Source organism: Acidovorax delafieldii (genome assembly GCF_007993815.1).
GTDB lineage: Bacteria > Pseudomonadota > Gammaproteobacteria > Burkholderiales > Burkholderiaceae_C > Acidovorax > Acidovorax delafieldii.
On the sequence record NZ_VJWE01000017.1, the window covers coordinates 63,894 to 89,389 of the forward strand.

Below are 25,496 nucleotides of genomic sequence, written 5' to 3' on the forward strand. Positions count from 1 at the left end.
GAGCAGACAATGAAAAGTGGCCATCGTGTGCTGCAAGATGTCCACGACCTCGCAGCTGTCGTTGAGATGGAAGCCTGTCTGTACCTCCCCGCACGGGTGCAAAAGCAAACAGTATGGACGAGCGTCTTGACGGTTCTGCCGCTTTGCTTAATGGGCTATATCGTGCTGATTTTTCGGTGGCCACTGCTCGCGACCGAATGGTGGGTCATCGTGCTTTGCCTTTTTGGCGCAGCAGCTGTGTTGCGGTGGCACGTCCGGAGATCCACATACAGTGCGTATTGGATCCTGGACATCGCGAAGCGCAGGCTGGAGTCGGTGGAAAAGGACGTGGCACCGATCCAACTGGATGCGTCGCATTCCATTGGCTGCCACGGTGGGCCGCTCCATCATGGCGTTCTCACGGTCGAAGTCGAGTTGCGCCACAGAACCTCGGGTCCTGTCGCCACCCTATGCTCTGTGGACATGCCAACCTCTCTGAAGTCCAACTTGGCCACCCAATTGGAGATTCTCGACAAGTGCGTGGACCGGTTGGTTCATCGACTGGAGATCCGGCGATCCGGCGCTCGGCTGGTTTCGTAGACTTGCAAAGCAACCTATTCAACATGCGCGCAGCGTATTACCCCAACTGGTACTCAAATGTCTGACATCCTCAACAAAATCGTCGCTGTCAAGCACGAAGAAGTGACCGCCGCCAAGAAGCGCCTGCCGTTCGACGCCATGCGCGCCGATGCGGAGAGCCGCGTGCTCACGCGCGACTTTGAAGGCGCGCTGCGGGCCAAGATCGCCAAGGGCCAGGCGGCGGTGATTGCCGAGGTCAAGAAGGCCAGCCCCAGCAAGGGCGTGCTGCGCGCTGACTTCGAGCCCGCTGACATTGCGCAAAGCTATATGGAAGGCGATGGCAAGGTCAGCGCGGCCTGCCTGTCGGTGCTGACCGACCGGCAGTTCTTTCAGGGCCAGCCCGACTACCTGAAGCAGGCCCGTGCCAGCACCTTGCTGCCCGTGCTGCGCAAGGACTTCATGGTGGATGCGTACCAGATCTACGAATCCCGCGCCATGGGCGCCGATGCCATCCTGCTGATCGCTGCCTGCCTGGATGACGCGCAGATGGCTGATTTCGAGGCCATTGCCCGCAGCCTGGACATGGCGGTGCTGGTGGAGGTGCACGACCGCGCCGAACTGGAGCGCGCGCTCAAGCTCAAGACCCCGCTGGTGGGCATCAACAACCGCAACCTGCGCACGTTTGAAGTCACGCTGGACACCACCCTGGGCATGCTCAAGGATGTGCCTGCGGACCGTTTGCTGGTCACCGAGTCCGGCATCCTCAAGCCTGCCGATGTGAAGACCATGCGCGACGCGGGTGTGCACGCCTTTCTGGTGGGCGAGGCCTTCATGCGGGCGGATGACCCTGGCCTGGCGCTGGCCAAGCTGTTCGCTTGATAGTGATCAATCACTATGTTTTTGATAGCTGCTGGAGCATATGTAACTGGCGCTACCAGCCCATTTCGCCATGAATTCCTCTGAAATGCCCGCCACGCAACTCCAGACGGCCCAACCCGCCGACTGGCCGGTGGCCCCTGGCTGGCAGCCCTTGGTGGACGCCTTTTTTGCGGGCGCGCGTGGGCAGGCGTTGCTCGCTCACTTGCAGGCGCGGCTGCAGGCCGGGGCTGCGATCTTTCCGCCCCAGCCGTTGCGCGCGCTGGACCTGACGCCACCCGAAGATGTGCGCGTGGTCATCCTGGGGCAGGACCCGTACCACGGCCGGGGCCAGGCCGAGGGTCTGGCATTTTCGGTGGCGCCGGGCGTGCGGCTGCCGCCCTCGCTGCAGAACATCTTCAAGGAAATGCAGCGCGACCTGGGGGTGGCGTTTCCCCCGTTCCCGAACCCCGGCGGGAGCCTGGTCAAGTGGGCAAAAAATGGCGTGCTGCTGCTCAACACCTGCCTCACGGTGGAAGAGGGCCAGGCCGCCAGCCATGCGGGCAAGGGCTGGGAAGAGCTGACCGACACCGTCATCCGCCACGTGGCCGAGGGCCCGCGCCCGGTGGTGTTCATGCTCTGGGGCTCGCACGCACAGGGAAAGCGCGCATGGATTCCCGCCGACCGGGGGCACCTGGTGCTTACGTCCAACCATCCCTCGCCGCTGTCGGCCCTGCGCCCGCCCGTGCCCTTCATTGGCAACGGGCACTTTGGCAAGGCGCGGGATTTTCGCGCGCAGCACGGGTACTGAGCAGGGTTCGCAACACCGCGCGCGCGCCATGACCGACGCAGACGTGGAGGCGCAAATCTTCGCCTTGCTGGCGCAGCGCAAGCCGCACACGACGATCTGCCCGTCAGAGGTCGCTCGGGCGTTGGTGCCAGAGGGCGGTGATTGGCGCCACTACATGCCTCAAGTCAGGCAGGTGGCGCAGGTTTTGGCCCAGCAGCACCGCCTGCGCGTCACGCGCGGCGGGGTGCCGGTGGATGCCATAGCGCCCGGCGGCCCGATTCGCCTCGGTCTGCCGATGGATGACCAGCCCAGCGACTAACCCACGCCAAGGCCTACCACGGCTGCGGTAGCCGCTCCTTGAGCAGTTCCAGAAACGCCTGCGCCGCCACCGGCAGGCTGCGCCCGGCCAGGGTCTGGAGTTCGATGTCGCGCAGGTCCATGCCAGGGTCGCTGATGGGCAGGGCCACGATGGCGCCTTCGGCCACCAGGTGGCGCACGGCGATCTCGCTGGCTACGGACAGGCCGCCGCCCAGCTGTACAAAGTTGACCACCGTCTTGGCGTGGTTGCTGATGAGCACGGCCTCCAGCTGCAGGCCCTGGCGGCTGCAGACGATGTCGATCATCTGACGCACCGTGGTTTCGGCCGGGGGCAGGGCCAGCGGGTACCCGGCCATCTGCGCCAGGGTCACGCTGCTTGCGCTGGCCAGTGGGTGGCCCGGGGGCAGCAGGGCCAGCACTGGCGCGCTCTGGCGGTAGGCCACGTCGATGTCCTTGTGCGGTGCGCGGCTGAAGCACAGGCCGATGTCGGCTGCGCCGCTGCGCACGGCGTCGGGCACCTGTGCCGTGGGCAAGGCGATCACGCTGAACTGCACCCCTGCGTACGTGCGCTGGAACTCCACGCACAGGCGCGGCACCAGCTCGTTCGCAAACGCATCCGACGTGGCCAGGCGCACCTGCCCCGCACGCAGGCCCTGCAGCGCGCCGATCTCGCCCAGCGCGCGCTCGGCGTCCAGCAACGTACGGCGCGCGTGCACCGCCAGGATCTCGCCCGCCGCCGTCAGCACCATGCCGCGCGGGTGGCGCTCAAAGAGGGGCGTGCCCAGCTGGGCCTCCAGCCCCGCGATCTGGCGGCTCAGTGCCGAGGCGGCCACATGCAGCCGGGCCGAAGCCTCGGTGAGCGATCCACTTTGCGCCACGGCCAGAAAGTAGCGCAGGGTGGTGTCTTGCAGCAGGTGGGGGCGCATGGAGGGAGGGGCGGAGATGGAGGTGTTCAGTATGCGCCGGTTTGCCGTGGTGGCAAAGCAGCTTGCTGAAATGCTGGTGGTCAAGCAAGGCGCAGATTCCTAAGATGGTTCCATCCTTTGTTGTGTCCGATTTCTTTGCGGGAGTGCTCTGTATGCGTCTACTTTCCTGGGGCCGTGGTGTCTGGGGCCTGGCCGGCCTGCTGGTGCTGGCATCTGCCGCGCAGGCACAAGCCAATTGGCCGGATCGCCCTGTGCGGGTGATCGTGCCCTTCCCCGCCAGCGGCGCGACCGACCTGGTGGCCCGCACCGTTACCCAGCGCGTCGCGGCCGACCTGGGACAGCAACTGGTGGTGGACAACAAGCCCGGCGCTGGCGGCACCCTGGGCACGGCCGAGGCGGCCAAGGCCGCACCCGACGGCTACACCCTGCTGCTGACCACGAGCAGCACACATGCCATCTCGCCCCACCTCATGCCCAAGCTGGCTTATGACCCGCGCAAGGACTTCACGCCGGTGGCCCATGTGGCCGACGCACCCAGCGTGCTGCTGGTCACCAACAGCCTGCCGGTCAAGACTGTGGGCGAACTGATTGCCTACGCCAAGGCCCACCCCGGCAAGCTCAACTACGCCACCAGCGGCAATGGCACCATCGTGCACCTGAACACGGCCGCCTTCAGCGCCCAGGCGGGTGTGGAGATGACGCACATCCCCTACAAGGGCACGGCCCTGGCCATCCCTGACCTGATTGCCGGGCAGACGCATGTGCTGTTTGACTCGCTGCCCACCGGCATGCCGCACGCCAAGGCCGGCCGCCTGCGCGCACTGGCCGTGACCAGCGAAAAGCGCAGCACCCTGGCGCCTGAGCTGCCCACGCTGGCCGAATCCGGCCTGCCCGGCTATTCGTCGGTGACCTGGTTTGGCGTGTACCTGCCTGCCGGGGCATCCCCCGCGCTGGTGGAGAAGGTGCATAAGGCCTTCGCCAAAGCCGTACAGGCGCCCGAAGTGGCCGAGAGCCTGGCCAAGCTGGGCGTGGAGCCCGCCGCACCGCGCACGCCCGCGCAGTTCGCCAGCATGGTGCAGGCCGACAGCAACCGTTGGGCCACCGTCATTCGCCAACACAAAATAACCCTGGAGTGACATCCCCCTGAGCGGCTTTGCCGCTTCCCCCTTCTCTCGAATGGCGTTGCCATTCGGGAAGGGGGACGACGCCCTCGGTGCGGGGCGGCCCTTCCTCGGCGTCCCTCGCTTTGCGCCGCGCCGGTTTCATGCAGCCCGCCCTGTGCGGGGCAACAGAGTCAGAACGCTATGAATACCCCATCCCTCGACTGGTCCCTTCCCTACGCCTCAAACCGCAGCGCGGTCATGGGCCGCAACGTGGTCTCCACTTCGCAGCCGCTGGCCGCGCAGGCGGGCCTTCGCATGCTGCTGGCGGGTGGCAACGCGGTGGACGCCGCCATTGCCGCTGCCATGGCGCTCACGGTGGTGGAGCCCACGGGCTGCGGCCTGGGCAGCGACGGGTTTGCCATCGTGTGGGATGGCAAGGAGCTGCACGGCCTCAATGCCTCGGGCCGCTCGCCTGCGGCATGGACGCCTGAATACTTCGAGAAGCTGGGCGGCATTCCCGAAACGGGCTGGAACGCCGTCACCGTGCCGGGTGCCGTGTCGGCCTGGGTGGCCTTGTCCAAGCGCCTGGGCAAGCTGCCGTTTGCACAACTGGCCCAGCCCGCCATCGACTACGCGCGCAACGGCTTTCCGGTGTCGCCCACCATCGCCCGCCTGTGGGCGCTGGGCGCGGCCAAGCTGGGCACGCAGCCCGGGTTTGCCGAGTGCTTCATGCCGAATGGTCGCGTGCCCCAGGCGGGCGATATCTTCCGCAGCGAAGCCCATGCGCGCACGCTGGAGCTGATTGCCGAGACCGAGGGCGAGGCCTTCTATCGGGGCGTGATCGCCGAGCGCATCGCAGCGCATTCGCAGGCCCATGGCGGCGCCATGACGATGGCCGACCTGGCCGCGCACCAGGCCGACTGGGTGGGCACCATCCAGCAGCGGTTTGGCGATTCGGTGGTCCATGAGATTCCGCCCAACGGCCAGGGCATTGCCGCACTGATGGCGCTGGGCATGCTCGACGCGCATGGCATTGGCGCGCACCCAGTGGACGATGTGGAGACGGTGCACGCCAGCATCGAGGCCATGAAGCTCGCGTTTGCCGACCTGCACCAGTACAACGCCGACATCGACGCGATGCCGGTGAAACCGGATGCGCTGCTGAACCCCGACTACCTGCGCAGCCGCGCCGCGCTGATCGACACCACGCGCGCGGGCGACCCTGGCTACGGCGCGCCACGCCCCGGCGGCACGGTGTATCTGGCGGCGGCCGACGCGTCCGGCATGATGGTCTCGTTCATCCAGTCCAACTACATGGGCTTTGGCTCGGGCGTGGTGGTGCCGGGCACGGGCATCAGCTTGCAGAACCGGGGCCATGGCTTCAACCTGGTCCCGGGCCACGCCAACCAGGTGGCGCCGCGCAAGCGCCCCTCGCACACCATCATCCCGGCCTTTGCCATGCATGCCGACGGCACACCGCAGATGGCGTTTGGCGTGATGGGCGGCCCCATGCAAAGCCAGGGCCACACCCAGATGGCGCTGCGCGTGCTGCGCTACGGCCAGAACCCACAGGCAGCTGCCGATGCACCCCGCTGGCGCATCACCGGCGGCAAGGGTGTGGCGGTGGAGCCAGGGTTCGACCCCGCCGTGGTCGCCGCGCTGCGCGCGCGCGGGCACGAGGTGACGGTGGAAGAGGGCAACGGCGTGTTCGCCTTTGGCGGCGCCCAACTGGTGCTCAAGAACGGCAACAGCTACATCGCGGGCTCCGACCCGCGCAAGGACGGGCACGCGGTGGCGTTCTGATCCATGCCCAGGCGGCGGGCTTGATGCTATTGAATATATAGCTGCTTAGGCATATTGCACTAGCGCTACTGGCTGTTTCGGCTCTTAACGTGTCTCGCGCACGGTTAGCCAGGCGCTGGCCGCGCCGCTGAGCACGATGGCCGCGATGCCCGCCATCGACCACGCATCGGGCACATGGTGGTACACCAGCCAGCCCGCCAGCATGGCAAACCCGATCTGTGCATACAGGAACGGCGCAATCGTCACCGGCGTGGTGCGCGCATAGGCGTTGAGCAGCAGCATGTGGCCCACCGCGCTCGACAGGCCCATGGTGAACATGCCGGCCCACAGCCACGGGTCGCTCACCGGCTGCCAGAAGAACGGCACGCCCAGCGACACCAGCGCGGTGGCGATCCAGCTGGTGTAGAGCTGCGTGGTAGCGGGGCTCTCGTGCCCGGCCATCTTGCTGCTCAGCACCTGGTAGCCGGTGCCCGCAGCCAGCATGCACAGCGGCCACAGCAGCGCCCAGGTGAAGGCCTCACCGCCGGGCCGGATGATGGCCAGCGTGCCCGCCAGGCCCGTCACCACCAGCAGCCAGCGCAAAGGGCTCACCGGCTGGTGCAGCCACAGGGCCGCCACCACCGTCACACACAGCGGCACCGTGGCCACGATGGCCGTGAACTCCGCCAGCGGCAAGGCCGTGAGGCTGATGAAGCCGAACAGGCTGGTCATGGCGAACAGCGCGCCGCGCAAGGCCTGGAAGCGGGGCTGTGTGGTGCGCAGCGCCGTGCGCCCCGCCCGTTGTAGCACGAAGGCCGTGGTCAGCAGCGACTGGAACACATAGCGCATCCACAGCGCCATGACGATGGGCACGCCCACGCTGACCAGCTTGCTCGCGGTGTCCAGCAGCGCAAAGAACGCGCAGGCCGTGACGGCGAGCGCGATGCCCGCCAGCGCCGCACGCCGGCGGGCTGCAGGGCTGGTCGACGGCGCAGGGCCTGAAGAACTCACGGCGTGCCGCGCGCACGCTCCAGCAGCATGGCGTCGCCATAACTGAAGAAGCGGTACTGATGCGCAATGGCGTGCCGGTACAGGCCCATGATGTGGGCATAACCCGCAAACGCGCTCACCAGCATCATCAGCGTGCTCTTGGGCAGGTGGAAGTTGGTGATCAGCACATCCACCACCTGGAATGCAAAGCCCGGTGTGATGAAGATGTTGGTGTCGCCAGAGGCCTGGCCCGTCTTCGCCCAGGATTCGAGTGTGCGGACCGTGGTCGTGCCCACGGCCACCACGCGGCCGCCGCGCTGGCGGCAGCGCTCCAGCGCGGCCAGCGTGGCCAGCGGAATCTCGTACCACTCGCTGTGCATCTGGTGCTCGGCCAGGTTCTCGGTCTTGCAGGGTTGGAAGGTGCCTGCGCCCACGTGCAACGTGACGCTGGCGCGTTCGATGCCGCGTGCGGCCAGATCGGCCAGCACGCCTTCGTCAAAATGCAGCGCGGCCGTGGGCGCGGCCACGGCGCCGGGGTTGCGGGCAAACACGGTCTGGTAGCGCTGGCTGTCCTCGGCCTCGTCGGGGTCGTGGTCGGTGTTTTGCTGGCGCTCGATGTAGGGCGGCAGCGGCAGGTGGCCGTGGCGGTCCATCAGTTCCCAGGGCGACTCGCCTGCGGGGCCGTGCAGCGCAAAGCGGAACAGCGGGCCGTCCTCGGTGGGCCAGCGGCCCAGCAACTGCGCGTCAAAGCCGCCCGCCTTGCGGCCACCGGCCATGTGCACCACGCTGCCGGGCAGGGGCTTCTTGCTGACCTTCATGTGGGCCACGACTTCGTTGCCCGGGTTGCCAGCCTCGGCGGGCAGCACGCGTTCGATCAGCAGCTCCAGCTTGCCGCCGCTGGCCTTCTCGCCAAAGATGCGCGCCTTGACCACGCGCGTGTCGTTGAATACGAGCAGGTCGCCCTCGCGCAGCAGGCCGGGCAGCTCACGAAAGATGCGGTCCACCGGCTGCATGGCGCGGCCGTCGAGCAGGCGCGAGGCGCTGCGCTCGGGCGCGGGGTGCTGGGCAATGAGTTCGGGGGGCAGCGAGAAGTCGAAGTCGCTGAGGGTGAACACGCGGGGCGTGGAAGGGCCGCCGGAGGCGAGGGGCGCACTGGTTGCGCCGCTGGAGAGATCAGTCATCGTGCTTGAGGGCCGAACGGGCCCGTGCCAAGGTAAAAATTGCGGAAGGCGCGATTGTCCCACGGGGCTGCAGCCCCTGCAGGCGCGGTGCTAGGGCGAGGTGGTGAATGCCACCGGTGCCGGTACGCTGTGCACCAGCCGTTGTACGTCATCGGCCTGGGCCAGGGTGGTGCCCGGATGCAGCAAGGCGGCAGCGCCTGCGGCCACGCCCCAGCGCAGCGCCTCGGCGGGCGCATCGCCCCGGTCCAGCGCCCAGACCAGTGCCGCCAAAAAGCAGTCCCCAGCGCCCGTGGTGCCGGTCGTAGCGGGCACGTTCAGCGCTGGCGCCTGCCATACCCCCTCCCGCGTGGCCAGCACCGCGCCTTGCTCGCCCACCGACAGGGCCACGGTGTCTGCGGCGCCGCTGCGCACCAGCGACTGGGCGGCAGTGCACCAGTCGGCCGCCTGTTCCAGGGGCTGTTGCAACAGGTCGCGCAGCTCGCGCAGGCTGGGTTTGACCAGCGCCACCCCGGCCTGCAATGCCGCCGCCAGCGGCGGCCCCGAGGTGTCGACGGCCACCCGCACGCCCCGGCCGGATGCGGCGCGCGCCAGCTGGGCGTAGAAGTCGTTCGGCGTGCCAGGCGGCAGGCTGCCGCTGGCAATCAGCCAGCGGGGTGGCGGTGTGTGGGTAGCCAGCGCATCCAGGCAGGCCTGCCACTCGCAGGCCTGCAGCATGGGGCCGGGCAGCACAAACCGAAACTCCTGGCCCGTGCTGGTCTCGACCACCGAGAAGTTCTCGCGCGTGTCGCCCGCAATGCGCTGCAGCTGCGTGAGCACGCCCTCGTCGGCCAGCAGCTGTTGCACCTGGGCGCCCGCCGCGCCGCCCGCCAGTGCCCAGGCGCTCACGTCCGCGCCCAGGCGGTGCAGCACCCGCGCCACGTTGATGCCACCGCCCCCCGCAAACCGCCGCACCGGGCCGCAGCGCAGCTTGTGTGTGGGGACCACGTGGTCGGTGGTGGTCGCCAGGTCGAGGGCGGGGTTGAGCGTCAGGGTGATGATCAGTGCAGGCATGGGCTACCAGACCTTGTCGGAGAAGCCGGACCACAGCTCGTCCAGGTCGGGAAAGCGCCACTTCTCGGGGTCTTCGCGTGCCACGATCTTCTCGTTGCAGTCCGGGGCGGCCAGGTTCACCACCTCGGGCGGAATGCGCAGGTCGGACTTGGTCGAGAAAAACACCTTGACGATGGGGGTGGTCAGCGCGGTGGGCGATTGCTCAGTCACGATGCCGATGCGACCCGAGGTCAGCCGCACCAGCGAGCCCACGGGGTAGATGCCGATGCTTTTGACAAACGCCTGAAAGATGCGTGCGTCAAAGTGGTCCCTGGTCCACTCGGCCATGCGGCGCAGCGACTCGGCCGGGTCCCAGCCGCGCTTGTAGGGTCGGTCGGAGGTGATGGCGTCGTACACGTCGCAGATGGCCGTCATGCGGGCGATCACGCTGATGCCTTCTCCCTGCAGCTTGTCAGGGTAGCCCGAGCCGTCCACCTTTTCATGGTGGTGCAGGCAGGCGTCCAGCACGGCGTCGGGCACGTTGCCGCCTTCCTTGAGCATGTGGTAGCCCTCCACCGGGTGGCTGCGCACCACGGTGAATTCCTGGTCAGTGAGCTTGCCGGGCTTGTTGAGCACTGCCAGCGGGATGGCTGCCTTGCCCAGGTCGTGCAGCAGGCCCGCCATGCCAGCGAGCCGCTGCTGGTCGTCCTTGAGCTTGAGCTGCTTGGCCAGGGCCACCATGAGCGCGCACACCGCCACCGAATGCATGTAGGTGTAGTCGTCGGCTGTCTTCAGCCGCGCCAGGCTGATGAGTGCGCCGGGGTTGCGGGTGACGGAGTCGGAGATTTCTTCCACCAGGCTCTGTGCACTGGCCGAGTCCACTGCGCGGCCCATACGGGCCTCGTTGAACATCGAGACCACCGCTTCCTTGGACTTGACGCAGATGGCGGCGGCCATCCTCAGTTCGCTGTGCATGTCCGCCGGTTGGCGGTCCCGCTTGGGGGGAGGAGGGGGTGAGGGCAGCGTCACCTTGATGGGGGGCAGGTCCTCCAGGCGGCTGAAGTCGGTCTCGATCTGCGCATCCACCTCTTCGCGCGACATCGACGCCGTGCCTGCGGCCACATCCAGGCCCTTGTCAGTGTCGATCCAGATTTCCTGAATGGCGGTGGCCTGGATGCGGGCGAGGTCCTTGGGGTCCTTGAGCAGGAACTTGGCCCGCCAGAAGGGGTGCTCCATCCACGAGCCGCAAAACTCGTGCAGGTACATGCCCAGGGTCAGGTGTTGGATTTGAATGCGCTTGAGCATGACGGGGCCCCGGACTCGAAAACACGCCGTGATCAGGCGTTAGCAATGGTAACCATGGTAGCCTTTTCAGGCTGCGATCTCCGCTCGTTTTCCCTAGCAAATTGCTCTCCATGCCCGCTGCCGCCCCTGCTCCCGCCAAACCCACTGCGCGCTCCGCCGTCCCGGCCGCGCGTGGCCAGGGTGCGGCCTCGGTGGCGCAGAAGGCATTGCAAAAACTGGGCCTGCGCCGCGATATCGACCTGGCCCTGCACCTGCCCTTGCGCTATGAGGATGAAACCCGCATCACCCCGCTGGCCAATGCGCGCGACGGGCAAACGGTGCAGATCGAGGCCACGGTCACTGCCAGCGAGGTGCAACTGCGCCCCCGCCGCCAGCTGCTGGTGCAGGTAGAGGATGACACCGGCAGTTGTGAGCTGCGCTTTTTCAGCTTCTACCCGTCGCACCAGAAGACCCTGGCCGTGGGCGCGCGCCTGCGCATTCGGGGCGAGGTCAAAGGCGGCTTCTGGGGGCGGCAGATGCTGCACCCCGCCTTCCGCGTGGCGGGTGGCGAGTTGCCCGCCGCTCTCACGCCCGTCTACCCCACCACCGCCGGACTGCCCCAGCCCTACCTGCGCCGGGCCGTCGTCAGTGCGCTGACGCGGGTGGATTTGTCGGACACCCTGCCACCCGGCACAGAGCCACCGATGGCCCGGGTTTATGGCACCAATGGCCTGCCGCGCAGGTTCAGCTTGCGCGAGGCGCTCACTTTTTTGCACCATCCCACGCCCGATGTGGCGCTGTCCACGCTGGAGGACCAGAGCCACCCCGCCTGGCAGCGGTTGAAGGCGGAGGAGTTGCTGGCCCAGCAGCTGTCGCAGCAGCAGTCGCGGCGCGAACGCGACATGCTGCGCGCGCCGGTGCTGCGGCCCCGGCGCAGCACCGACGGCGCCTTGCCATTGCACGAACAGTTGATGGGCGTATTGCCGTTTGACCTGACGGCGGCCCAGCGCCGCGTGGGCGAAGAGATTGCGGCCGATCTGGCCCGCCAGGTGCCCATGCACCGTCTGCTGCAGGGCGACGTGGGTTCGGGCAAAACCGTGGTGTCGGCCCTGGCCGCCTGCCTGGCCATGGACGCGGGCTGGCAGTGCGCGCTGATGGCACCCACCGAAATCCTGGCCGAGCAGCACTTTGCCAAGATGATCGGCTGGCTCGAACCGCTGCTGGCCGCACACGGCCGCAAGGTGGCTTGGCTGGTGGGCGGGCAAAAGAAGAAGGACCGTACTGCCATGCTGGCGCTGGTGGCCAGCGGCGAGGCGGCGCTGGTGGTGGGCACGCACGCCGTGATCCAGGACCAGGTGCAGTTCAAGAACCTGGCGCTGGCCATCATCGACGAGCAACACCGCTTTGGCGTGGCCCAGCGGCTGGCCTTGCGGCAAAAGTTGGCGGCCCACGGCATGGAGCCGCACATGCTCATGATGAGCGCCACGCCCATCCCGCGCACCTTGGCCATGAGCTACTACGCGGACCTGGATGTGTCGGTGATCGACGAGCTGCCGCCAGGCCGCACGCCCATCGTCACCAAGCTGATTGCCGACAGCCGCAAGGACGAGGTGATCGAACGCATCGGCGCGCAGGTGGAGGCTGGGCGGCAGGTGTACTGGGTGTGCCCGCTGATTGAAGAGAGCGAGGCGCTGGACCTCTCCAACGCCACCGCCACACACGCCGACCTGAGCGAGGCCTTGCCGGGCTGCATGGTCGGCCTGCTGCACTCGCGCATGCCCACCGCCGAGAAGAAGGCTGTGATGGCGCTCTTCACCAGTGGCCAGATGGGCGTGCTGGTCAGCACCACGGTGATCGAGGTGGGCGTGGACGTGCCCAACGCCTCGCTCATGGTCATCGAACATGCCGAGCGTTTTGGCCTCTCGCAATTGCACCAGCTGCGCGGCCGCGTGGGGCGTGGCGCGGCGGCCTCGGCCTGTGTGCTGCTGTACGCCACCAACGACAGCGGCCGCGTGGGCGAAACCGCCAAGGAGCGCCTGCGCGCCATGGCCGAAACCAACGATGGCTTCGAGATCGCCCGGCGCGACCTGGAAATCCGCGGCCCCGGCGAATTTCTGGGCGCCCGCCAGTCGGGCGATGCGCTGCTGCGGTTTGCCGACCTGGCGACCGATACCCATCTGCTGGAATGGGCGCGCGAGCTGGCCCCCCAGATGCTGGACCGCTACCCGGAATTGGCCGCAAAACACGTGGCGCGCTGGTTGGGTGGAAAATCGGACTATCTCAAGGCATGAGACGCTCAGAACGACACTGACGTGGCCCGCAGGAACACACCATGACCCTCACCGAACTCAAGTACATCGTTGCGGTGGCCCGCGAGAAGCACTTTGGCCATGCGGCCGACGCCTGCTATGTGTCGCAACCCACGCTCTCGGTGGCCATCAAGAAGCTGGAAGAAGAGCTGGACGTGAAGCTGTTCGAGCGCAGCGCGGGCGAAGTCACGGTGACCCCGCTGGGCGAGGACATTGTTCGCCAGGCGCAAAGCGTGCTGGAGCAGGCCGCGGCCATCAAGGAAATCGCCAAGCGCGGCAAGGACCCGCTGGCCGGTCCGCTCACGCTGGGCGTGATCTACACCATCGGGCCCTATCTGCTGCCCGAGCTGGTGCGCCAGTCCATCACGCGCACCCCGCAGATGCCGCTGATGCTGCAGGAGAACTTCACCGTCAAGCTGCTGGAGATGCTGCGCACGGGCGAGATCGACTGCGCCATCCTTGCCGAGCCTTTCCCCGACACTGGCCTGGCCATGGCGCCGCTGTATGACGAGCCCTTCATGGCGGCCGTGCCCAGCACGCACCCCTTGGCGGCCAAGAAGTCGGTCACGGCTGCCGAGTTGAAAAACGAGACCATGCTGCTGCTGGGGGCGGGCCATTGCTTCTGGGACCATGTGCTGGAGGTGTGCCCCGAGTTCGCGCGCTTTGCAAGCAATGCCGAGGGCATCCGCAAGTCGTTTGAGGGCTCGTCGCTGGAGACCATCAAGCACATGGTGGCCGCCGGCATGGGGGTGACGCTGGTGCCACGCCTGTCGGTGCCGCGCGACGCGTTGCTCACGGTGTCGCGCCGTCGCAAGAGCGACGAGACCTACATCCGCTACCTGCCCATCCGTGAGGAAGACGGTGGCCCGCCGCCCGTGCGCCGCGTGGTGCTGGCGTGGCGCCGCAGCTTCACGCGCTACGAAGCCATTGCCGCCCTGCGCAACGCCATCTATGCGTGCGAGCTGCCAGGCGTGACGCGACTGTCCTGAACGGCTGCGGGGCACTGATTCGCTTCCTGGAATCGGCGCTACACTCCCGCCGCCCCTGCGCAGGTCCACCCGGCCCGGGCAGGCCCTGCTCCACGGCGCCCTCTGCCCATCGGCGGTCGGTGCCTTTGCCCCCACAAGAGGTTTTTATGAAGACGCTTTGGCTCACCGCCACGCTGGTTGCCGCCCTGACGGCTTGCTCCACCCCCACCCCCCCACCCGCAGGCCAGACGCTGAAGAAGCCTGCGCTCGACCGCATTGCGGCCGCGCCTGCTGCCGCTGCAGCAGCGGACTTTCGCCAGTTCCTGGCGCTGGCTGCACAGATGCAGCCGCAGCTGCAGACCGCCGTGTCGGCATACCTGGCGCACAAGCCTTTGGTGGGTGATGACTTGGTCAACATCAGCCGCTTGCTGGGTCTGCACAACCGCTTGCGCAACCAGGCGGCGGTGATCGACGCCACGGCGAAGATGGTGGCCATTCCCACGGTGCGGGCCGACAAGGTGCCGCCGCACGAAGACAAGCACATCATTGCGTTCGGTGCCTTGGTCGAAGGGATGGCCAAGGACTTTGGCCTGCAGTACCGCAATGTGGACAACCGCATCTTTGAAGTGAAGCTGCCCGGCAGTGGTCCCGAAGAGTTCGGCATCCTCACCCATGCCGACGTGGTACCCGTGGTGGCCGACGAATGGGTGCTGGACGATGGCACGAAGCTTGACCCCTTCCAGCTGACCCGCGTGGGCGGCAACCTGTATGGCCGGGGCTCCATTGACGACAAGGGCTCCATCGCCACCGTGCTGTTTGCGATGAAGGCTGTCAAGGACAGCGGCCTGCCGCTGGCGCGCACCATCCGACTCATGATCGAAACCACCGAAGAAACCGGTGGCGACGCGATGAAGTACTACCGCGCCAAGACCTCGCTGCCTGAGTACAACATCGTGCTCGATAGCAAATATCCTGCGGTGGTGGCCGAGAAGGGCTCGGGTGCGCTGCGCACCACCTTTGCCTTGGGCGCCGCGGCAGGCAACCAGCCCACCATCGTGGCCATGGCGGGCGCTGCATCGGCCAACGCCGTGCCCCAGACGGCCACGGCCCGCCTGCGTGGCGGCAACGCCGATGCCACCACCCGCCAGCTCAGCGCTGGCAAGGACGCCTTTATCGGCAAATACACCAGCCAGGGCGGCAAGTTCAGCATCGATGTGGCGCGTGAAGGCGCAGACGTCTTGGTCAAGGTCACGGGCGCATCGGCCCACGGCTCGCGCCCCGAAGAAGGCGTGAATCCGCTGCCGCGCCTGGCGCTGTTCCTCAAGGAGTCGGGCCTAGTGCTGGCCCCCAACGGCTACGCGCAGGCCGTGCGTTACCTCACAGACCTGTATGGCACCGACTACCTGGGTCGTACGATGGGGCTGGCCTACAGCGATGACTTCATGGGCCCGCTCACGATGTCTCCCAACCTCATCCGCGAAAAGGATGGCAAGGTCGATGTGCTGGTGAACGTGCGCATGCCCCGGGGCAACACGCCCGAAGCACTGGCCAAAGCCACCACCGAACGCATCAAGGCCTGGGGCGCCCAGGCCGGTGTGGCGGTGGAGGTGGACCACAACCAAGGCAACTGGATGGCCCGCGACCCCAAGGGCGCCTGGCTGGCCACGTTGCTCAACACCTTTGGCGACACCACCGGCCTCGAAGCCAAGCCCGTGCCCACGGCCGGCAGCACCACCGCCAAGCTGATGCCCAACGCCATCAACTTTGGCCCTGCCATGCCTGGCAAGAAGTACACCGCCCACAATGCCAAGGAGTTCAAGGAAGTGGCGGACCTGGATGCCGACATGCAGATGTTCACCGAGATGCTGGTGCGCATTGGCAACTTGCCGCACATGCAATAAGCCTGTAAGGCTTGGCTCCGCTTGCGCTTTCTTGACCCAGGTGCAAGGCATCGGCCTTGGCTGACACTGGGGGACCAGTCGCTTGCGCTACAGTATTTGAGGACCCCGCACAGCGCGGGGTGTTTCATGTTCTCCGCACGGAAGGAACCTCCCCATGGCCAAAGCTCCTGGCAAAGCCGCATCCGGCAAACCCTCTGCCCCCAGTATCAACATCGGCATCAGCGACAAGGATCGCGCTGCCATCGCTCAGGGCCTGTCGCGCCTGCTGGCCGACACCTACACGCTGTACCTCACCACCCACAACTTCCACTGGAACGTCACGGGCCCCATGTTCAACACCCTGCACACCATGTTCATGGCGCAGTACACAGAACTGTGGAACGCGGTGGATCCGATTGCCGAGCGCATCCGCTCGCTGGGCCATGTGGCACCAGGTTCTTATGCCGAGTTTGGCAAGCTGGCGACGGTACCCGACGCCCCCGCCAAGCCCCCCAAGGCGCTGGACATGGTGCGTGTGCTGGTTGAGGGCCACGAAGCCGTGGCCCGCACGGCGCGCAGCCTGTTCCCCCTGGCCGACAAGGCCAGCGACGAGCCCACGGCCGACCTGCTGACCCAGCGCCTCACGGTGCACGAACAGACGGCGTGGATGCTGCGCTCGCTGCTGGAAGAATAAAAGGGCTCTCCTTCCCCCGCGCGCGTCGGCCGACGCACGGCCCGGCTGCGCGCGGCGGAGATGGCACAGGCGCGCAGAATAGCGCCTTGTCCTACACGGCGCAGCACGGTCGCCTGCGCATGATGCGGGTTTTGGTCATGCTCCCTTTCCGCAGGACGGCATGGCGGATCAACTCCCTGTGATGTATGCGAATCCTGTACGTTGAAGACAACCCGGAGCTGCGCGAGACCATCGGCATGCTCATGGAAGGCGAAGGCCGGACGGTCACGCCCTGCGCCTCTGCCGAAGAGGCGCTGGCGCTGGATGCTGGCGACCCCTTTGACGTGCTGGTGACCGATGTCAGCCTGCCCGGCCTTTCGGGCACGGATCTGGCCCGCCAACTGCTGGCAGATGATCCGCAGCGCTGGGTGGTGCTGTGTTCCGGGTATGAACTGGGCAGCCATCCGAGCAATTGGGGGCCGAACGTGCGCGCCTTGCTCAAACCCTTCGAACTGGAAGAGCTGGAGCAGCTGCTCGATTCCATCCAAAGCGCGCTGGCCTCGGCCGCCGGCTGACGCTTGCGGGCACGGCCCGCTCGCGGTTCGTCTCCCCCCCTGTCACATCACCCTGGTAGCGCCTTCACGGCTTCCGGCGGTCGGCTTGTCTGCTGGTTGGCACGCTGGCTGCGCTCGCTTGGCATGGTCAACTGCGGTGCGGGCGCGCTGGCGAATGGCGCGGCAGTGTTACCTGAAAGGTGGTGACATTGTCTTGCGACCTGGCTTCGATGGTTCCACGGTGGGCCCGCACGATCTGGTGTGCAATAAAAAGCCCCAGCCCCAGACCCTGGTGGCGGCCAGGCTCGCGTTCTCCTCCCCGGAAAGGGTCGAACAAATGCGGTAACAGCTCTTGGGGTATGGTGCCGCCGTTGGCCACCGTGATGCTCACCTGCTCGGCGCGGGTCCCGTCCACCGCAATCCGTACGGGGTGGTCGGCGCTGCCGTGGTGCAGTGCATTGCCGACCAGATTGGTGACCACCTGGCACAGGCGCTCCGCATCCCAGGTGCCTGCCAGGTCTCCCTGCAGGGTGGAATCGATGGGGCGTTCCGGGTGGCTGGTGGCCACCTCCTCCAGCGTGCGCTGCACCAGCGCCTGCATGTGGGCAGGGCCCAGCTGAAGGGCCAGCCCACCCGCCTGGCGGATGCGGGTCACGTCCAGCAGGTCTTCGATCATGTGGCCCATGCGCTGGCTGGTGCCCAGCACCCGGTCGGCCATGAGCACTGCCTTGTCGGGGGGCGGCTGGCGCTTGAGCACGGTGGCCGCCGCAACGATGGACTGCAGCGGTGTGCGAAGGTCGTGGCTCAGCACGGCCATGAACATTTCGTTGATGCGCAAGGCCTCGGTGCGCGCGCGCAGCTCGTGCGCCAGCGCCTGCTTGCGCCGGTGCAGTTCAAAGAACACGCTCGCCTTGTTGGTGAGCATGTGCGGGTCGATGGGTTTGTAGAGAAAGTCCACCGCCCCGCTCTCGTACCCCCGGAACTGCCAGTTCTGCTCGCGTGAGCCCGCCGTCATGAATATGAGCGGAATGTGCCGGGTGCGCTCGCTGCCCCGGATCAGTTCCGCCAGCTCGAAGCCGTTCATGTCGGGCATCTGCACGTCCAGCAAGGCCAGGGCCACGTCGTCATGGGCCAGCAGCAGTTCCAGGGCCTCGGGGCCCGACTGGGCCTTGAGGATGTCCAGCCCGTCACGCTGCAGCAGCGCCTCCAGGGCGATGAGGTTTTCCTCGACATCGTCGACGAGCAGGCATTTGGTGCGGTCGGTCTGGGGCATGGGCGGTGGGGAGGGTGGGTGGGGTTCTCAGAGAGGGACGCATGCGCCCGGATCAAAGCTGCTGTTGCTGGTGCAGGTCCGCCAGCAGCCTTGCAATGCCTTCAGGGGGCAGGATTTGGTGAACTGCCAAGGCCGCAATGGCTGCCTGCGGCATGGTGGGCATGCTGGCACTGGCAGGGTCTTGCACGATGGTGAGGCCGCCCGCCGCCTGAATGGTCTGCAGGCCGTGCACGCCGTCTTCGTTGGCGCCCGACAGCAGAATGCCCACCAGCCGGGGGCCGTAGTGGTCTGCCGCTGATTCGAACAGCACGTCGATGGAGGGGCGCGAAAAATGCAGGGGCGGGTCCACCGACAGCCCCACGTGCGGGCCCTGGGGCCCGGCATCGACCAGCAGGTGGTAGTCCGGTGGCGCAAAGCTCACCGATCCTGGCGTGATGGCATCCTTGTCCTGCGCCTCGCGCAGCGGCAGGGCGCAGCGGGGCTGAAAAATCTCCACCAGCAGGCTGCGCCGGTCCCGGGGCAGGTGCAGCACCACCAGCACCGCCGCCTGCAGCGTGGCGGGCAGTGCGGGCAGCAGTTCCAGCAAGGCGTCGATACCGCCCGAGGACCCGCCCACCACGATGGCGGCGTAGCCCCCCGGGGGCACTGGCCTGGGTGCGCGGTCGGCGCTGCTCACAGCCCGGCCTTCTTGCGGTAGATGCGGTCTTGCAGCACGAAGTCGTCGAACGCATCGGTGTGTGCCGAAAACCGCAGCGACTCCTTGGAGCCCAGGCCCAGAAACCCCCGGTGGCACAGTGACTCGCGGAACAGCCCCAGGGCGCGGTCCTGCAGGTCGCGCTCGAAGTAGATGAGCACATTGCGGCACGACACCAGATGGACTTCGGCGAACACGCTGTCGGTGGCCAGGCTGTGATCGGAGAACACCATGTGCTCACGCAGCCCCTTGTCGAACACCACGCGGCCATAGGCGGCCGCGTAGTAGTCCGACAACGAGCTGCGCGCGCCGGAGCGCGCATGGTTCTCGGTGAACGCCGCCACCCGCGACACGTCGAACACGCCCGACTCGGCGGCGCGCAGCGCGTGCGGGTTGATGTCGGTAGCGTAGATCAGGGTGCGGTCCAGCAGGCCTTCTTCCTGCAGCAGGATGGCCAGCGAATACACCTCCTCCCCCGCGCTGCATCCGGCCACCCAGACCTTGAGCGATGGGTAGGTGCGCAGCAGCGGCACCACCTCCTGGCGCAGCGCCTGGAAGTAACTCGGGTCGCGGAACATGTCGCTCACCTGCACGGTGAGGTATTCGAGCAGCGCAGGGAACACGGCGGGTTCGTGCAGCACGCGGTCCTGCAGCTGCGACAGCGTCTTGCAGTCAAACTGCACCAGCGCCGACGCCAACCGCCGCTTGAGCGACGCCTGCGCGTAGCCCCGGAAGTCGTAGTGGTAGCGGTGGTAGATCGCATCGATCAGCAGGCGCTGCTCGATGTCTGCGGTGCGGGCCTTGCGGTGCGGCATGGCGGGGCCTACTTGGGCATCCACACCCGCACCAGGGACAGCAGCTTTTCCACGTCCAGCGGCTTGGCGATGTAGTCATTGGCCCCGGCGGCCAGGCATTTTTCCTGGTCGTCCTTCATGGCCTTGGCGGTCAGCGCAATGATGGGCAGGCGGCGCCACTCGGGGCGGCTGCGGATCTCGCGCATGGCGGTGTAGCCGTCCATCTCCGGCATCATGATGTCCATCAGCACCAGGTCAATCGCAGGGTGGCCGCCGCTGCCGGCGCGCTCCAGCGCCTGCAGGGCCTCCAGGCCGTTGCGCGCAATCTCCACGCGGATGCCGGTGGGCTCCAGGATGCTGGAGAGCGCAAACACGTTGCGCACATCGTCTTCCACCACCAGCACGTTGCGGCCTTCCAGGGCAGTCTCGCGGTTGCGGGCCACCTGCAGCATCTGGCGGTGCTCGGCCGACAGCTCCGACTCCACCTGGTGCAGGAACAGCGTGACCTCGTCGAGCAGCCGCTCGGGGGAGCGCGCGTCCTTGATGATGATGGACTTGGAAAACCGGCGCAGCTGCTGCTCCTCGTCGCGCGACAGGGCGCGGCCTGTGTACACGATGACGGGCGGGAAGGAGACGCCATCCTGCTCTGTCATCTGCTGCAGCAATTCGTAGCCGCTCAGGTCGGGCAGGTTCAGGTCCATCACCATGCAGTCGAAGGTGGAGCCGCGCAGGTGCGCCAGCGCCTCGGCCGCCGTGCCCGCGCCCACGATCTCCACGTCGTCGTTGGTGAGCAGGTGGCGCACGCTCTCGCGCTGGCGCTCGTCGTCTTCCACCACCAGCACGCGCCGCAGGTCCTGGGTGAATTTGGCTTCGAGCCGCTGCAGGGCATGCACCAGCTCGTCGCGCTTGACGGGCTTAAGGGCATAGCCCACGGCGCCCCGGCCCAGGGCCTCTTGCGAGTAGTCGGCCACCGACACCACATGCACCGGAATGTGGCGCGTGGCCGGGTTGCGCTTGAGCTGGTCGAGCACGCCCAGGCCCGAGAAGTCGGGCAGGTTCACGTCCAGCACGATGGCGCTGGGCAGGCTGTGTACGGCGTAGGCCAGGCCATCCGCTGCGTTGTGGGCCAGGTGGCAGTCAAAGTCCATCTCACCGGCCAGGTCGCTCAGGATCTGCGCAAAGCGCACGTCGTCCTCAATCACCAGAATGCTGCGCGCGCTCGCGCGGCGCGGGGCTGCGGGTGCGGTGGGGGCCGCCACGGGTGGCAACGCGGGGGCCGAAGGAACCGGTGCGACGACCGGTGCCTTCGCGTGGGCTGGCGCAGGCGCCGCCAGCGGCATTGCGGGTTCAGCTTCAGGCGACGAAGGCAGCAGCTTCTGGGGCAGGACCAGGGTGAATACGCTGCCCTCGCCCGGCGTGCTGTGCACGTGGATCGATCCGCCCAGCAACTGCGCCAGATCGCGCGAGATCGACAGGCCCAGGCCCGTGCCGCCGTACTTGCGGTGGGTGCTGCCATCGGCCTGGCGGAAGGCTTCGAAAATCAGCTCCTGCTGGTGCGCCGGAATGCCGATGCCGGTGTCCTTGACGGCAAACGACAGCGTGTCGTCCGGGTTGCGCGACACATGCAGCGCCACCGAGCCCTTCTCGGTGAACTTGAGCGCGTTGGACAGCAGGTTCTTCAGCACCTGCCCCAGGCGCTGCGGGTCGGTGTCCAGCGTGGCGGGGGCGTCGGGCGCAACGGTGGCCGTGAGCGTCAGGCCCTTCTCCTGGGCCAGCGGGCGCAGCGGGTCGATGAGCGTTTGCAGGGCCTTGGACAGCGTCACCGTTTCCACCGACACGGTGGCCTGGCCGGCCTCGATCTTGGACAGGTCGAGGATGTCGTTGATGAGGGCCAGCAGGTCGTTGCCCGCCGCGTAAATGGTCTGCGCGTACTTCACCTGCTCGGCGCTCAGGTTGCCCGGCTTGTTGTCGGACAGCAGCTTGGCCAGGATCAGGGTCGAGTTGAGCGGCGTGCGCAGCTCGTGGCTCATGTTGGCTAGGAACTCGCTCTTGTACTGGCTGGCCAGCTCCAGCTCGCGGGCCTTGTCCGTCATGGCGCTTTGGGCGCGCAGCAGTTGCTCGCGCTGGTATTCCAGCTGCTGGGTCTGCGCCTCCAGGTGGACGTTGGTCTGCTCCAGCTCGGTCTGCTGCACCTCCATCTGGGCCTGCGACTCTTGCAGGATGCGGCTTTGCTGCTCCAGCTCTTCGTTGCTCACGCGCAGTTCTTCTTGCTGGGTCTGCAGCTCTTCGGACTGGCGCTGGGTTTCTTCCAGCAAGGCCTCCAGGCGGTTGCGGTCAATGCCCGCGCGGATCGCCACCGCCAGGATGCCCGAGGCGCGCTCCATCAGGGTGCGCTCAGGCTCCGTCAGCGGGCGATGAAAGCCCAGCTCGATCACGGCAAAGACCTCGCCGTTCTCGATGGCGGGTGCCAGCAGCAGTTCGGTGGGGGCGGACTGGCCGGTGCTGGACGACACCATCAGGTGCCCGGCGGGCACATCGCGCACATGCAGCATCTGGCGCGAGCGCGCCACCTGGCCCACCAGGCCCTCGCCGGGCAGCAGGCGCTGCTCCAGCCGCTCGCGGGGCAGGGCGTAGCCACCAAACAGGGTGAGCGCGCCGTTGCAGTCTGCCACGTAGCCCGCCCCCACGGCGGCGCGCAGGTACTGCGCCAGGTATTCGAGTGTGAGCTGGCCCAGATCTTCCAGCCGGTGGTCGCCTTGGATGCGCTGGCTCAGCCCGTTGAGGCCGGCCGCCACCCACGACTGCTGCGCCTTGAGGCGGTACTCCCGCGCATTGGCGGCGGCCGACAGACAGATGAGCACCAACAGCACGAACGAGCCGCCCCAGGAGTAGTAGGTGGACATGGCCGCAGCCTCCACCCATTGTTTGCGGTCGCTCTCCAGCTGCTGGTTCAGCAGCGTGGACAGGTCCGACGCCAGGTCGCGGATGCGGTCCATCAGCACGCGGCCGGCATCATTGCGGGTCACGGCCACGGCGGCTTCCTGGCCCTTGGAGCGGCGCAGTTCAATGGTCTCGCCCAGCTCGCGCAGCTTTTCGTGGCGCAGGTCGTCGATCTGCAGCACCAGGCGCCGCTGCACGGCGCTGTCGTCCGTCAGTTCCTTCAGGCGCGCCATGTTGCGCTCCATGGCGCTCAGCGACAGGTTGTAGGGCTGCAGGTAGGTGTCGTCCCCCGTCAGCAGGTACCCGCGTTGGCCTGTCTCGGCGTCCTTCAGCGAGGACACGAACAGGTTGAGGTGGCGCATGGTCACCGTGGTTTCGTCCATGGCCTCCACCGCTTGCGCGCGTACCTGGGCGGTGCGGAAGTTCACCAGCGCGATCAGCACGGTGGCGAGGGCGGCAATCACAAATCCCACCAGCATTCCGCGGGGGACAGCAAAACGCGTGGCGGCCTGGGAGGTCGATGTATGGGGCATGCGTGGGTGCCCCAGAGGGCGGTGCGTTGGCGGAACGAGCGGAGACTTTAACGGGTTTTGTGCTCGCGCTGGGGCTGTTACCTGGCCCCGGGGATGCGTGCCCCAGTCGCGGCGCTGCTGCTACATTCTGTGCGCCCGTGGCCCGCCACCCGCCGCAGCGTCTTGCTGCTGAGCCTGCTCTTGTAATGGTCCCATCATGTCGTCGTCCCCTGTTTCCCCCCGCAGCCGTTTTTCGCTCTATCTCGACCTGATCCGCTGGGACCGCCCTGCTGGCTGGCTGGTGTGCCTGTGGCCCACGCTGAGCGCGCTCTGGATTGCGGCCGACGGCTTCCCGGGCTGGCACCTGCTGGCGGTGTTTGTGCTGGGCACCATCCTCATGCGCAGCGCGGGCTGCTGTGTGAACGACGTGGCCGACCGCGACTTTGACAAGCACGTCAAGCGCACGGCGCAGCGCCCGGTGACCACCGGTGCGGTGTCGGTGAAGGAGGCGCTGGGCCTGGGCGCGGTGCTGGCGCTGGTGTCTTTTGGCCTGGTGCTCACCACCAACGCTGCCGCCATCGCATGGTCGGTACCCGCCGTGCTGGTGGCCATTGCCTACCCGTTCACCAAACGCATCATCTCCATGCCGCAAGCGGTGCTGGGCATTGCGTTCAACTTCGGCATCGTCATCGCGTTTGCCGCTGTGCAGGGCAGCGTGCCCGCCGTGGCGTGGTGGATGTGGCTGGGCAATATGTTCTGGGTGCTGGCCTACGACACCGAATACGCGATGGTGGACCGCGACGACGACCTGAAGATCGGCATCAAGACCTCGGCCATCACCCTGGGGCGGCTGGATGTGGCCGCCATCGTGGTGTTCTATCTGCTTTTCTTGGGAATTTGGGCGGTAGCGCTACAACCATATGCCCTGGGTGCTATTTTTTATGTAGCGCTTGCGGTGGCGTTGGCCCAGGCCGTGTGGCACTTCACGCTGATCCGCACCCGCACCCGCGAGGGCTGCTTCAAGGCGTTCCGCATCAACCACTGGCTGGGCGCCACGGTGTTTGCGGGCATTGCGGGCAGTTACCTCGTGCGCGCAATGCTCACCAATTGATAGCGGTTAGCGCTTGATCGACTAGCGCTACCGCCCCAAAACATCAAGATCCGAACTCGTTGCCCAATTCGTTGGCACGTTTTTCGGCCGCGCGCATGGCGGCCTCGAACGCCTGCGACACGCCGCTGGCTTCCATCGACTGCAGGGCCGCGTAGGTGGTGCCGCCCTTGGAGGTGACGCGTTCACGCAGCACGGCCGGGGGTTCATGGGAGCGGCGGGCCAGCTCCGAGGCGCCCACAAAGGTGCCCACGGCCAGCTGGTGCGCCTGCGCTTCGGTCAGGCCCATGCCCACACCAGCGCGCGTCATGGCTTCGAGGAAATAGAACACATAGGCCGGGCCCGAGCCCGACAGGGCTGTGACGGCGTCGAGCTGCGTCTCGTTCTCCACCCACAGGAATTCGCCGGTGGACGCCATGATGGCTTCCACGCTCTGGCGCTCGGCGCTGGTTACGGCGGGGCGCGCGTAGATCGCGCTCATGCCCTTGCCTACCAGCGCGGGTGTATTGGGCATGGTGCGCACGATGCGCTCGGTGCCCAGCCACTGAGCGATGCTGTCCGAGCGGATGCCAGCGGCCACGCTCAGGTGCAGGGCTTGCGGGGTGTGCGCCTTGGCCTGTGCGGCGGCGTCCTTGAAGGTCTGGGGCTTGACCGCCCAGACCGCGATGCTGGCGCGCTGCAGTGCAGCGCCCGCCTCGGGCTGCGCCGTGAGTCCAAAGTTCTTGAGCAACGCCTCGCGCGTGGGGGCGTAGGGCTCGACCACCTCGATCTGGCTCACGGGGTGGCCCTGGCCGATCAGGCCGCCGATGATGGCGCTGGCCATGTTACCGCCGCCGATGAAGGCGATGGTGGGGAGGTTTGGGGAGGCAGTGGTCTGGCTCATGGTGCGTGCAGGCAAGGTGGCAAACAAGGAAGGGCCACGATGGTAGCGCCGCCGGGCCGTCAGTCCATGTCTGCAGCGGCGACAGCGGCAGG

22 protein-coding genes are annotated in these 25,496 nt (G+C 67.0%); 12 read left to right on the forward strand and 10 right to left on the reverse strand.

Annotated features, from left to right (window positions below):
• Positions 1-9: 9 nt before the first annotated feature.
• From ATF69_RS19765 to ATF69_RS19780, 4 genes are all read left to right on the forward strand, one after another.
• On the forward strand, positions 10-579 hold the full coding sequence (locus ATF69_RS19765) for a hypothetical protein (protein ID WP_146872034.1): 570 nt from the start codon (positions 10-12) through the stop codon (positions 577-579).
• A 57-nt stretch (positions 580-636) separates the two neighbouring features.
• A complete protein-coding gene (trpC, locus tag ATF69_RS19770) occupies positions 637-1,437 on the forward strand; it encodes an indole-3-glycerol phosphate synthase TrpC (RefSeq protein WP_146872035.1) in 801 nt (266 codons plus the stop codon).
• A gap of 70 nt (positions 1,438-1,507) precedes the next feature.
• Positions 1,508-2,224 carry a uracil-DNA glycosylase gene (locus ATF69_RS19775; protein ID WP_121941198.1) on the forward strand — a complete coding sequence of 239 codons (717 nt, stop codon included), beginning with the start codon at positions 1,508-1,510 and terminating at the stop codon, positions 2,222-2,224.
• A 28-nt stretch (positions 2,225-2,252) separates the two neighbouring features.
• Complete coding sequence (locus ATF69_RS19780; protein ID WP_146872036.1) at positions 2,253-2,522, forward strand: DUF3253 domain-containing protein; 270 nt, start codon at positions 2,253-2,255, stop codon at positions 2,520-2,522.
• Positions 2,523-2,535: 13 nt separating this feature from the next.
• On the opposite strand, the gene ATF69_RS19785 is transcribed toward ATF69_RS19780, so the two are convergent.
• Positions 2,536-3,447, reverse strand: a complete 912-nt coding sequence (locus ATF69_RS19785) for a LysR family transcriptional regulator (protein WP_146872037.1) — start codon at positions 3,445-3,447, stop codon at positions 2,536-2,538.
• Positions 3,448-3,599: 152 nt separating this feature from the next.
• Between ATF69_RS19785 and ATF69_RS19790 the strand changes: the two genes are divergently transcribed.
• Together ATF69_RS19790 and ATF69_RS19795 are read left to right on the forward strand one after the other, a co-directional pair.
• Positions 3,600-4,583, forward strand: a complete 984-nt coding sequence (locus ATF69_RS19790) for a Bug family tripartite tricarboxylate transporter substrate binding protein (RefSeq protein WP_146872038.1) — start codon at positions 3,600-3,602, stop codon at positions 4,581-4,583.
• A gap of 168 nt (positions 4,584-4,751) precedes the next feature.
• Positions 4,752-6,353, forward strand: coding sequence for a gamma-glutamyltransferase family protein (locus ATF69_RS19795; RefSeq protein WP_146872039.1), 1,602 nt, complete (start codon positions 4,752-4,754; stop codon positions 6,351-6,353).
• Between the two features lie 84 nt (positions 6,354-6,437).
• Here the strand turns inward: ATF69_RS19795 and ATF69_RS19800 are convergent, their stop codons facing one another.
• From ATF69_RS19800 to ATF69_RS19815, 4 genes are all read right to left on the reverse strand, one after another.
• A complete protein-coding gene (locus ATF69_RS19800) occupies positions 6,438-7,343 on the reverse strand; it encodes a DMT family transporter (RefSeq protein ID WP_146872040.1) in 906 nt (301 codons plus the stop codon).
• The gene (queA, locus tag ATF69_RS19805) at positions 7,340-8,503 is read right to left on the reverse strand and encodes a tRNA preQ1(34) S-adenosylmethionine ribosyltransferase-isomerase QueA (RefSeq protein ID WP_146872041.1); all 1,164 of its coding nucleotides are present in this window, start codon (positions 8,501-8,503) and stop codon (positions 7,340-7,342) included. The genes ATF69_RS19800 and queA overlap by 4 nt, the downstream gene beginning before the upstream one ends.
• Positions 8,504-8,593: 90 nt before the next feature.
• Complete coding sequence (locus ATF69_RS19810) at positions 8,594-9,553, reverse strand: 1-phosphofructokinase family hexose kinase (RefSeq protein WP_146872042.1); 960 nt, start codon at positions 9,551-9,553, stop codon at positions 8,594-8,596.
• Positions 9,554-9,556: 3 nt separating this feature from the next.
• Positions 9,557-10,837 carry a cyclic di-GMP phosphodiesterase gene (locus ATF69_RS19815; protein WP_056065324.1) on the reverse strand — a complete coding sequence of 427 codons (1,281 nt, stop codon included), beginning with the start codon at positions 10,835-10,837 and terminating at the stop codon, positions 9,557-9,559.
• Between the two features lie 110 nt (positions 10,838-10,947).
• Here ATF69_RS19815 and recG point away from each other — a divergent pair, with 110 nt between their 5' ends.
• The 5 genes from recG to ATF69_RS19840 all read left to right on the forward strand — a co-directional run bounded on the left by recG (position 10,948) and on the right by ATF69_RS19840 (position 17,221).
• Positions 10,948-13,107 carry an ATP-dependent DNA helicase RecG gene (gene recG, locus ATF69_RS19820; RefSeq protein ID WP_146872043.1) on the forward strand — a complete coding sequence of 720 codons (2,160 nt, stop codon included), beginning with the start codon at positions 10,948-10,950 and terminating at the stop codon, positions 13,105-13,107.
• Positions 13,108-13,148: 41 nt separating this feature from the next.
• Positions 13,149-14,114: a LysR substrate-binding domain-containing protein gene (locus ATF69_RS19825; protein WP_146872044.1), complete on the forward strand. Its 966-nt coding sequence runs from the start codon at positions 13,149-13,151 to the stop codon at positions 14,112-14,114.
• Positions 14,115-14,260: 146 nt separating this feature from the next.
• A complete protein-coding gene (locus ATF69_RS19830; RefSeq protein WP_146872045.1) occupies positions 14,261-15,994 on the forward strand; it encodes a dipeptidase in 1,734 nt (577 codons plus the stop codon).
• A gap of 154 nt (positions 15,995-16,148) precedes the next feature.
• Positions 16,149-16,667 (forward strand): Dps family protein, encoded by a 519-nt coding sequence (locus ATF69_RS19835; protein WP_060984998.1) that lies wholly within the window; start codon positions 16,149-16,151, stop codon positions 16,665-16,667.
• Positions 16,668-16,852: 185 nt separating this feature from the next.
• On the forward strand, positions 16,853-17,221 hold the full coding sequence (locus ATF69_RS19840) for a response regulator (RefSeq protein ID WP_056747877.1): 369 nt from the start codon (positions 16,853-16,855) through the stop codon (positions 17,219-17,221).
• Positions 17,222-17,348: 127 nt separating this feature from the next.
• Here ATF69_RS19840 and ATF69_RS19845 read toward each other — a convergent pair whose 3' ends face one another.
• From ATF69_RS19845 to ATF69_RS19860, 4 genes are read right to left on the reverse strand one after another with little or no spacing between them, the layout of a single operon-like run.
• Complete coding sequence (locus ATF69_RS19845; protein ID WP_146872046.1) at positions 17,349-18,473, reverse strand: hybrid sensor histidine kinase/response regulator; 1,125 nt, start codon at positions 18,471-18,473, stop codon at positions 17,349-17,351.
• Between the two features lie 52 nt (positions 18,474-18,525).
• Positions 18,526-19,149: a chemotaxis protein CheB gene (locus ATF69_RS19850; protein WP_146872047.1), complete on the reverse strand. Its 624-nt coding sequence runs from the start codon at positions 19,147-19,149 to the stop codon at positions 18,526-18,528.
• Entirely contained in the window at positions 19,146-19,982 is an 837-nt protein-coding gene (locus ATF69_RS19855; protein ID WP_116750181.1) for a CheR family methyltransferase, read from the reverse strand. Before ATF69_RS19855 ends, ATF69_RS19850 begins: the two co-directional genes overlap by 4 nt.
• A gap of 8 nt (positions 19,983-19,990) precedes the next feature.
• Positions 19,991-23,434, reverse strand: coding sequence for a response regulator (locus ATF69_RS19860; RefSeq protein ID WP_146872048.1), 3,444 nt, complete (start codon positions 23,432-23,434; stop codon positions 19,991-19,993).
• 196 nt (positions 23,435-23,630) lie between these two features.
• On the opposite strand from ATF69_RS19860, the gene ubiA reads away from it, so the two are divergent.
• The gene (ubiA, locus tag ATF69_RS19865) at positions 23,631-24,524 is read left to right on the forward strand and encodes a 4-hydroxybenzoate octaprenyltransferase (RefSeq protein WP_146872049.1); all 894 of its coding nucleotides are present in this window, start codon (positions 23,631-23,633) and stop codon (positions 24,522-24,524) included.
• 43 nt (positions 24,525-24,567) lie between these two features.
• Here ubiA and proC read toward each other — a convergent pair whose 3' ends face one another.
• On the reverse strand, positions 24,568-25,404 hold the full coding sequence (proC, locus tag ATF69_RS19870; protein WP_146872050.1) for a pyrroline-5-carboxylate reductase: 837 nt from the start codon (positions 25,402-25,404) through the stop codon (positions 24,568-24,570).
• Positions 25,405-25,496: the final 92 nt, after the last annotated feature.

Excerpts from the sequence above, each read along its gene's own strand:
- ATF69_RS19775 (WP_121941198.1), top strand. The coding sequence starts at position 1,508 with ATGAATTCCTCTGAAATGCCCGCCACGCAACTCCAGACGGCCCAACCC.
- ATF69_RS19785 (WP_146872037.1), bottom strand. The coding sequence starts at position 3,447 with ATGCGCCCCCACCTGCTGCAAGACACCACCCTGCGCTACTTTCTGGCC.
- ubiA (WP_146872049.1), top strand. The coding sequence starts at position 23,631 with ATGTCGTCGTCCCCTGTTTCCCCCCGCAGCCGTTTTTCGCTCTATCTC.
- ATF69_RS19790 (WP_146872038.1), top strand. The coding sequence starts at position 3,600 with ATGCGTCTACTTTCCTGGGGCCGTGGTGTCTGGGGCCTGGCCGGCCTG.
- ATF69_RS19795 (WP_146872039.1), top strand. The coding sequence starts at position 4,752 with ATGAATACCCCATCCCTCGACTGGTCCCTTCCCTACGCCTCAAACCGC.
- ATF69_RS19815 (WP_056065324.1), bottom strand. The coding sequence starts at position 10,837 with ATGCTCAAGCGCATTCAAATCCAACACCTGACCCTGGGCATGTACCTG.
- proC (WP_146872050.1), bottom strand. The coding sequence starts at position 25,404 with ATGAGCCAGACCACTGCCTCCCCAAACCTCCCCACCATCGCCTTCATC.
- ATF69_RS19855 (WP_116750181.1), bottom strand. The coding sequence starts at position 19,982 with ATGCCGCACCGCAAGGCCCGCACCGCAGACATCGAGCAGCGCCTGCTG.
- ATF69_RS19780 (WP_146872036.1), top strand. The coding sequence starts at position 2,253 with ATGACCGACGCAGACGTGGAGGCGCAAATCTTCGCCTTGCTGGCGCAG.
- ATF69_RS19845 (WP_146872046.1), bottom strand. The coding sequence starts at position 18,473 with ATGCCCCAGACCGACCGCACCAAATGCCTGCTCGTCGACGATGTCGAG.
- ATF69_RS19810 (WP_146872042.1), bottom strand. The coding sequence starts at position 9,553 with ATGCCTGCACTGATCATCACCCTGACGCTCAACCCCGCCCTCGACCTG.
- ATF69_RS19830 (WP_146872045.1), top strand. The coding sequence starts at position 14,261 with ATGAAGACGCTTTGGCTCACCGCCACGCTGGTTGCCGCCCTGACGGCT.
- recG (WP_146872043.1), top strand. The coding sequence starts at position 10,948 with ATGCCCGCTGCCGCCCCTGCTCCCGCCAAACCCACTGCGCGCTCCGCC.
- ATF69_RS19825 (WP_146872044.1), top strand. The coding sequence starts at position 13,149 with ATGACCCTCACCGAACTCAAGTACATCGTTGCGGTGGCCCGCGAGAAG.
- ATF69_RS19835 (WP_060984998.1), top strand. The coding sequence starts at position 16,149 with ATGGCCAAAGCTCCTGGCAAAGCCGCATCCGGCAAACCCTCTGCCCCC.
- ATF69_RS19765 (WP_146872034.1), top strand. The coding sequence starts at position 10 with ATGAAAAGTGGCCATCGTGTGCTGCAAGATGTCCACGACCTCGCAGCT.
- ATF69_RS19840 (WP_056747877.1), top strand. The coding sequence starts at position 16,853 with ATGCGAATCCTGTACGTTGAAGACAACCCGGAGCTGCGCGAGACCATC.
- ATF69_RS19860 (WP_146872048.1), bottom strand. The coding sequence starts at position 23,434 with ATGCCCCATACATCGACCTCCCAGGCCGCCACGCGTTTTGCTGTCCCC.
- trpC (WP_146872035.1), top strand. The coding sequence starts at position 637 with ATGTCTGACATCCTCAACAAAATCGTCGCTGTCAAGCACGAAGAAGTG.
- queA (WP_146872041.1), bottom strand. The coding sequence starts at position 8,503 with ATGACTGATCTCTCCAGCGGCGCAACCAGTGCGCCCCTCGCCTCCGGC.